The sequence below is a fragment of the Bacillus stratosphericus genome (genome assembly GCF_020524495.1).
Classification (GTDB): Bacteria; Bacillota; Bacilli; order Bacillales; family Bacillaceae; genus Bacillus; species Bacillus stratosphericus_B.
Map to the genome: position 1 here is coordinate 1 of NZ_JAIVLB010000067.1, position 6,760 is coordinate 6,760.

At 39.7% G+C, this 6,760-nt stretch carries 6 protein-coding genes; 2 read left to right on the top strand and 4 right to left on the bottom strand.

The features are described 5' to 3' along the window. Positions 1-144 precede the first annotated feature (144 nt). The 3 genes from LC033_RS16120 to LC033_RS16130 form a co-directional block, all read right to left on the bottom strand. Positions 145-1,230: an SEC-C metal-binding domain-containing protein gene (locus LC033_RS16120; RefSeq protein WP_226570179.1), complete on the bottom strand. Its 1,086-nt coding sequence runs from the start codon at positions 1,228-1,230 to the stop codon at positions 145-147. Between the two features lie 193 nt (positions 1,231-1,423). Continuing rightward, complete coding sequence (locus tag LC033_RS16125; protein WP_226570181.1) at positions 1,424-2,362, bottom strand: response regulator; 939 nt, start codon at positions 2,360-2,362, stop codon at positions 1,424-1,426. 4 nt (positions 2,363-2,366) lie between these two features. After that, positions 2,367-3,653 (bottom strand): ATP-binding protein, encoded by a 1,287-nt coding sequence (locus LC033_RS16130; protein ID WP_281430331.1) that lies wholly within the window; start codon positions 3,651-3,653, stop codon positions 2,367-2,369. Positions 3,654-4,162: 509 nt separating this feature from the next. Between LC033_RS16130 and LC033_RS16135 the strand changes: the two genes are divergently transcribed. Then, positions 4,163-5,143 (top strand): glutaminase, encoded by a 981-nt coding sequence (locus LC033_RS16135; RefSeq protein WP_226570183.1) that lies wholly within the window; start codon positions 4,163-4,165, stop codon positions 5,141-5,143. 31 nt (positions 5,144-5,174) lie between these two features. Beyond that, positions 5,175-6,620: an alanine/glycine:cation symporter family protein gene (locus LC033_RS16140; protein ID WP_226570185.1), complete on the top strand. Its 1,446-nt coding sequence runs from the start codon at positions 5,175-5,177 to the stop codon at positions 6,618-6,620. Positions 6,621-6,683: 63 nt separating this feature from the next. Here LC033_RS16140 and LC033_RS17470 read toward each other — a convergent pair. Continuing rightward, the coding region (locus tag LC033_RS17470) for an IS3 family transposase (protein ID WP_326065740.1) at positions 6,684-6,760 on the bottom strand (77 nt) is incomplete at its 5' end.

The window sequence follows — 6,760 nt, forward strand, 5'->3', positions numbered from 1 at the left end:
TCAATTCTATAATCACGATCGATTCCAGAAAAAATTAAACCAGTGTGCTCCGGTAGAATACCGTCACACACTGGCAGGTTAGGCTTTTTATAATTGTCTACTTGACAGGGATAAGACCAGGGTGCCGCATCTTTTTTCATGATGTTATACAGTCGGCTCTTGCTCTTCTTTAACCGCTTTTTCGATATCTTTAAAACGGCTGGAAACAGTTGATGCACTAATGCCATACTTTTTAGCTACTTGCACTTGAGATAGTGGTGCATCACTTGCAAGTGATTGAATATAATATTCGATTCCCGCCGCAAATGACGCTGCTTTACGGATCACAGGTGATTTCTGATCACAATAAGCTTTCCAAACCGTTAAAGCCCCATCTGTCAGAGCTTGGTCACCATGCTCTTTCATCCCATCTTCTATCAGCTTGGCTGTTTCCAGATGAACGTCGCTTTCCCAATCCATACGATCTGCTGATAGTCCTGTACCGCCTTCCGTGTAGACAGGTGTCTCCGTTTCTGTCACTTCTTGCTTCGCAAACATGCACTTCATCACTTCAGGGAATGATTCTCTCATAAATGTGCTGCGCGACCCTCCATTTGCTTCATACGCTTCAACGAGCTGGCGAACCTGAAGAAGGAGGGTATCCGTAAACTCTTTCGTAAACATCGTATATTGAATGAAAAACTCTGCTTTTTCTTCTAACTGAACAGGGAAACCAAGAACGAGACTGCCCTTCTCAGGCAACACCGTTTGATCCGGTTTTACATCAATTTGAACCTTCTCAGCTGTCACCATATTCTCAAAGTGAAGAGACTCGTCCGTTTTTTCATTTAATAAAAGCAAAGATGGTTCCATGTCTGTCCAAGATTGAACCACTTGTCTTGTTTTCGGACGTGTAATATCTTCTGCTTTCTTTGTGAGGAATTCGTGGAAGATGGTTTCATTCTTATCTGTTAACGGGCGGAAGAAGATGCCCCATACACTCAAATGAAAGACTGAGATTTGTTGTGTTTCTTTATCCATATCTGCAAGAAAAGAAAAATCATTAATGAAATGATTGATTGCTCTCTGATGCTTAGAAAAAGCATAATTCATTAAATCCTTTTGAACTTGTACAGCTTCCTTAAACACAAGCTCAGACGTTTGTTCTCCGCCTGATTTTTGACCACAACAATGTTTATATTTTTTTCCGCTACCGCACGGGCAGAGCGCATTTCGTTTAATTTTCCCCAAAATAAAACCTCCGACATTCTAGTCTAACCTCACTATTTTAACAAACGATTGCACAAGAGAGTTTTATTTTCAAGAAAAAAGAAGAATCGGAATGATCAGATAAATAACAAAGACTACCTGAAGAGCTTGATTGATCTTAGGAAATGGCCACCTCTCTCTGTTTATTTTCTCCAATCATTCCAACAGATTTTCCTTAGCTCATCCCTTCGAATAACTGCTTTGCTTCAAAATAAAAAATTTGAACGAATTTCTTCGTATTGACCCTACCCGTTGATCCTGAAAGCGAAGACGTCTTTTGCATTTCTTTCATTCTTTGGCTGACATCTGTAAAATCAAAGAACTTAGAGGCATATTGCTCAAACTTAGGATTTGAGAAATCCGTTAATCCTAGTGAAGCGAAATGATTCAAGGAATGATGAATGGCTCGTCTAATCCGCTGCTCTGCCGCTTTCACCTCTCGCATCACTTCTACATCGGTCGCACCATGATCCAGCTTTCTCTCCGCCGTTTTGATAAACAGCTGCTTTAGTGGAGGAAAATTGGCCTCGTTAGAATTGGCTGTCTGTGTTTCATATAAGTAGATCAGTATCTCTAGTAAATCCTTAGAGCCACTCTCTCCGACAATTCCTAATTCAGATAGGAGGAATTCCCCTGCCTCTTTCATCGTTCTACGCTTCGCTCCAATACTCGCATCATGAGAAATCACGGGCTCTAATGGCAGCACATGCCGAAGGGAGGCTTGAATATCGTAAATTGATTTTTCCAGCTTGATGCGCTCCATTACTTTTCGAATGACACTGACAATCTCAATTCGATTGACCGGTTTATGAATAAAATATTCAATCCCGAGTTCATAGGCTTCTGCCATCATTTCTTTCGCCTCTACTTGAGAAATCATAATGACCTTACCTTTGAATTCAGGGTGAATATGACGAATTGTTTGAATACCATCTCTAGCTGGCATTAAAAGATCAATCAGAAGGATGTCTACTTTTTTCAGGTTCAATGAATGAGCTTCTAATCCAACTCCGTCATCGGCTTCATCTACAACCTCTCCTAAATCCTCATCTTCAATGATTTGACCTAAAATCGAGCGTATTGCACGATCATCATCTGCAATGAAAAATCGCATACACTCACCCTCTCTGTATTAAATTTTTTTTAGGAAGGACGAGCTGAAAAGCTGTACCTTTTGTTTCTTTTTGTTCGATATGAATTTGACCGCCAAGCTCTTGAACAAGTTCTCTCACATAGGATAAGCCAATCCCAGTAGAAGGTGTCCCAAAGGCATCAAATTTCGAGGTGTAGCCTGGATCAAATACAACCTCTCTCAATTTTTCAGGAATACCCGGCCCATCATCTTCAACCAGAACTTCTATTTTATCATGGGTACCTTTCAATATGAGTGAGATCGTTCCGTTATCTTCTATTGCTTCCACTGCATTTGCCATTAAATTATTAATCAAAGACAAGAAAATGAAGACATGATAATCATGTAAGTGAATGCCTCGTATATCAGATGTAAAGGAAATATTTTTCCCTATGGATAGAGCATATTTCTCTTGAATGCGGATCACAATTTGTACAAGCTCTTCCGCTCTCATATAGTCTTGCATATTCTCCTTCGAAATGAGCTTGGCAAGACCAGCGAAAATACGCTGATTGTCCTTTTTCACTTCATGAATTTCCCCAGCAAACTTCAACAGCTCCTGACTCACTTCCTTTCCTGCTTCGTGTTCATGGAGTATGCGGTAAAGCCGGTATGATTCTTGCGTAATGTGCTCTGTATGCTTTAACGTTTTCTTAAGATGAACGGTTTCCTCATATAAATTCGAAACAATCATCATCATATGCTCATTCTGTTTCATAATTTGTTTCTCTCTTGATTGTGCCTCATACAGCTTCATCATATTAAAAAAGCTAATTACTACAAAGCTGTGAGCAAACGCAATGAGGAACATATCACTTAGCTTTGATATGGTCATCGTTGTGTCAAACACTAGAAATTGCACAAACAGCTCGACAAAATCAGCAAGTAATTCGATTATAAGACCGATCATCCCAATGAAAATTGACCGCTGCTTAAAACGGCCCGTATGGACGATAAAAAACAGAAAAGCATAAGTAAAATAAAAAAAGAAGCTCGGGAATTGCTGATAAAACGACGTAGCGATATCAGCTTTTTGCTGAATCAGGTCCAATCCTACTCGAAAAAACACAATGGCTGCGCCTGTTAAACATCCTGGCAGCAACGGTCTGGATTTTCTTAAAAGTAATAAACAAAAGAAAAACGCAGGTGGCCCGAAACTTATGCGAAACGTCTCATTCACAGGATAAAACTTCAGCTCTCCTGCAAGCGGCACTATGACAACCATAAAAATTAAAACGAATGCGTCTTTTTTGACAAGCTGGTTTAAACTCAAATGACTGACATCCCTTCCCCTGTTTGCATAGCCACAGTATACAAGGAGACTCCTTTCTTCACAATGTGTAAAAAATAATTTTCTCTACCTCTTTGATCCCCATAATCTTTTTTATGACTATTCTCCGAGCAACAAGGTGACCTTTCAGCTATGATTGCATTTTAGTCATTGTCTACAAAAATAGGAATTTTTTAGACAATTGCCGAAACACTAATTTTTATTTATAATTTTTTTGTAGGTTTTTGTCAGATTGTGTAGTTTTCAAGATAAATTTAATGAACAATTTTAGTAAAACTATATGTAAGCGTTTTCTGAATTTTCACTAAATACCTTTTTGTTATGCCGCCAAAGCCTTCATTTGAACATACATTTAGGTGTAAAGGAGTGGTACAAACAGCGCATGACAAGTTCATTAAAGATGTGTAACATGTTTTCCTGCCTATTTAATCGCATGTTTTGTCATCCGCCAATTTAATAGGTATTTTTTGATTTTTGATTGGAGGAATCGTATGAAAACAGTAATTTCTAATACTACACAACACGCATGCCAGTCTTCTGTTGACCAATGGGCAGAAGAAATACGTCCGTATTACAAAAACGGACAAAATGCTGGCTACATTCCAGCACTCGGAAAAGTGAATTCCTCTCAACTTGGTATCAGCGTTATAGGCTCAGATGGATCATCTGTCCGATATGGTGATTGGGACATTCCCTTTACCCTGCAAAGCATCTCAAAAGTCATTAGCTTTATAGCTGCCTGCTTAGGAAGAGGCGTACCTTACGTCTTGGATCGGGTAGATGTAGAGCCAACTGGTGATGCATTTAATTCCATCATCCGCCTTGAGATGCACAAACCAGGGAAGCCCTTTAATCCAATGATTAATGCTGGAGCTATTACTGTATCCTCCATCCTTCTTGGAAAGACTTCTACAGAAAAGCTAGCATATATTTTCGATTTAATCGAAAATTTAATAGGTAAGCGTCCTTCTGTTAATGAAGAGGTATATCAATCAGAATGGGCAACCGCCCATCGAAATCGAGCACTTGCCTATTACTTAAAAGAAACCAATTACTTAGAGTCAGATGTTGAGGAAACATTAGAGGTCTATTTAAAGCAGTGTTCTATCGAGGTCACAACAGAGGACATTGCCTTAATCGGACTGATTATTTCAAGTGATGGCTATCACCCCTTTAAACAAGTCCAAGTCATCCCAAAAGATATCGCAAGACTAACAAAGGCATTGATGCTGACATGCGGCATGTATAATGCGTCTGGTAATTTCGCAGCGTTCGTAGGCGTTCCAGCCAAAAGTGGTGTGTCTGGAGGAATTATGGCTTGCGTTCCACCAAGCGCAAGAAGAGAATTCCCGTTTAAGACAGGCTGTGGAATTGGCATTTATGGTCCCGCCATTGACGATTGCGGAAATAGTATTACAGGCGTCATGATGCTGAAAAAACTCGCTAAAGAGTGGGATCTCAGCATCTTTTAAACAAATAAGATGAATTAGAAGAGGTGATGTTATGAACGAAAAGAATAATGTCTTTGACTTTATCAGTGATTTATTAACAACAACAAATGGTTTTCTATGGTCATATATTATTGTTGCACTATTAATTCTTGTTGGCCTTTATTTTACATTCAGATCTCGTTTTCTTCAGTTTCGTATGCTCAAGGAAATGGTGATTGTGCTTAAAGAAGGAACAAACAGGCAAAAATCTGGAATTTCCCCATTCCAAGCGTTTGCTATTAGTATGGCCGCTCGAGTTGGAACAGGAAACATTACCGGTATTGCTATCGCTATTGCGATGGGAGGTCCTGGTGCTATTTTTTGGATGTGGATCCTAGCGATTATTGGTTCCGCCTCGAGTTTTGTTGAAAGTACACTTGCCCAGGTTTACAAAACAAAAGATGGGTCTGGCTTTCGCGGAGGTCCAGCCTACTACATTGAAAAAGGCTTAAAGAAACGCTGGATGGGGGTATTATTTGCAGTATTGATTACCATTTCTTTCGGTATTGTCTTTAATGCTGTACAGTCCAATACCATCACCATCGCTTTTGAAAATTCATTTGGCACAAACCGTTTAATCGTAGGGGTGATTATGGCTATTGGATTTAGCATCATCATTTTCGGTGGTGTCAAAACGATCGCAAAGATGGCAGAATACATTGTTGTCTTCTTAGCTGTTGCTTATATTGGGATTGCTCTTTTTGTCATGATTGCAAATATTACGGAGCTTCCTGGCGTTATCCATACAATTATTACCCATGCATTCGGTATTGAACAATTTGCAGGTGGTACGATGGGTGCCGTTATTATGGAAGGAATTAAGCGGGGTCTCTTTTCAAATGAGGCTGGGATGGGTAGTGCACCGAATGCTGCTGCGGCTGCCGTGACCAGTCACCCTGTAAAGCAAGGTCTTATTCAGGCATTAGGTGTCTTAATTGATACCCTCATTATTTGTACAAGTACTGCTTTTATCGTACTTTTCTCAAATGCATATAAAACAACAGAATTAACTGGTATTGAACTCACACAAGCATCTTTGAGTGAACACATTGGTCCTTGGGCTTCTGGTGTACTTGCCATTATGGTTTTCTTGTTTGCGTTTAGTACGTTCATCGGGAATTATTACTATGGTGAAACGAATATCGAGTTTCTTAAATCAAGTAAGGCATGGCTAATCGGATACCGTATTGCAGTTATTGCAATGGTTTTATTCGGTGCTGTGGCAAGTGTTCCAGTTGTTTGGAATCTCGCCGACCTATTCATGGGACTTATGGTTATCGTCAACCTCATCGCCATTACCATGCTGTCTAAAGTCGCCTTTGCCGCATTGAAAGATTATACGAGACAGAAAAAAGAAGGAAAAGATCCTGTCTTCTATAAAAATGCGGTTCCGAACAACGAGCACATTGAATGCTGGGACGACGAACCTGTCTCCGTGAAAAAGAATCAAATCGGGTAAATAAAAAAAGCTCTGGTCCTCTGGGGACTGACCCCCGTTTTTGAGACAGGGATCAAAACACCTTTATACAGCCAATTGCCGATAGTTTATCGGTGATTGGTTGTTTAGTTTTGTTTGAATACGAATGTTGTTATAATAAT

Excerpts from the sequence above, each read along its gene's own strand:
- LC033_RS16125 (WP_226570181.1), bottom strand. The coding sequence starts at position 2,362 with ATGCGATTTTTCATTGCAGATGATGATCGTGCAATACGCTCGATTTTA.
- LC033_RS16135 (WP_226570183.1), top strand. The coding sequence starts at position 4,163 with ATGAAAACAGTAATTTCTAATACTACACAACACGCATGCCAGTCTTCT.
- LC033_RS16140 (WP_226570185.1), top strand. The coding sequence starts at position 5,175 with ATGAACGAAAAGAATAATGTCTTTGACTTTATCAGTGATTTATTAACA.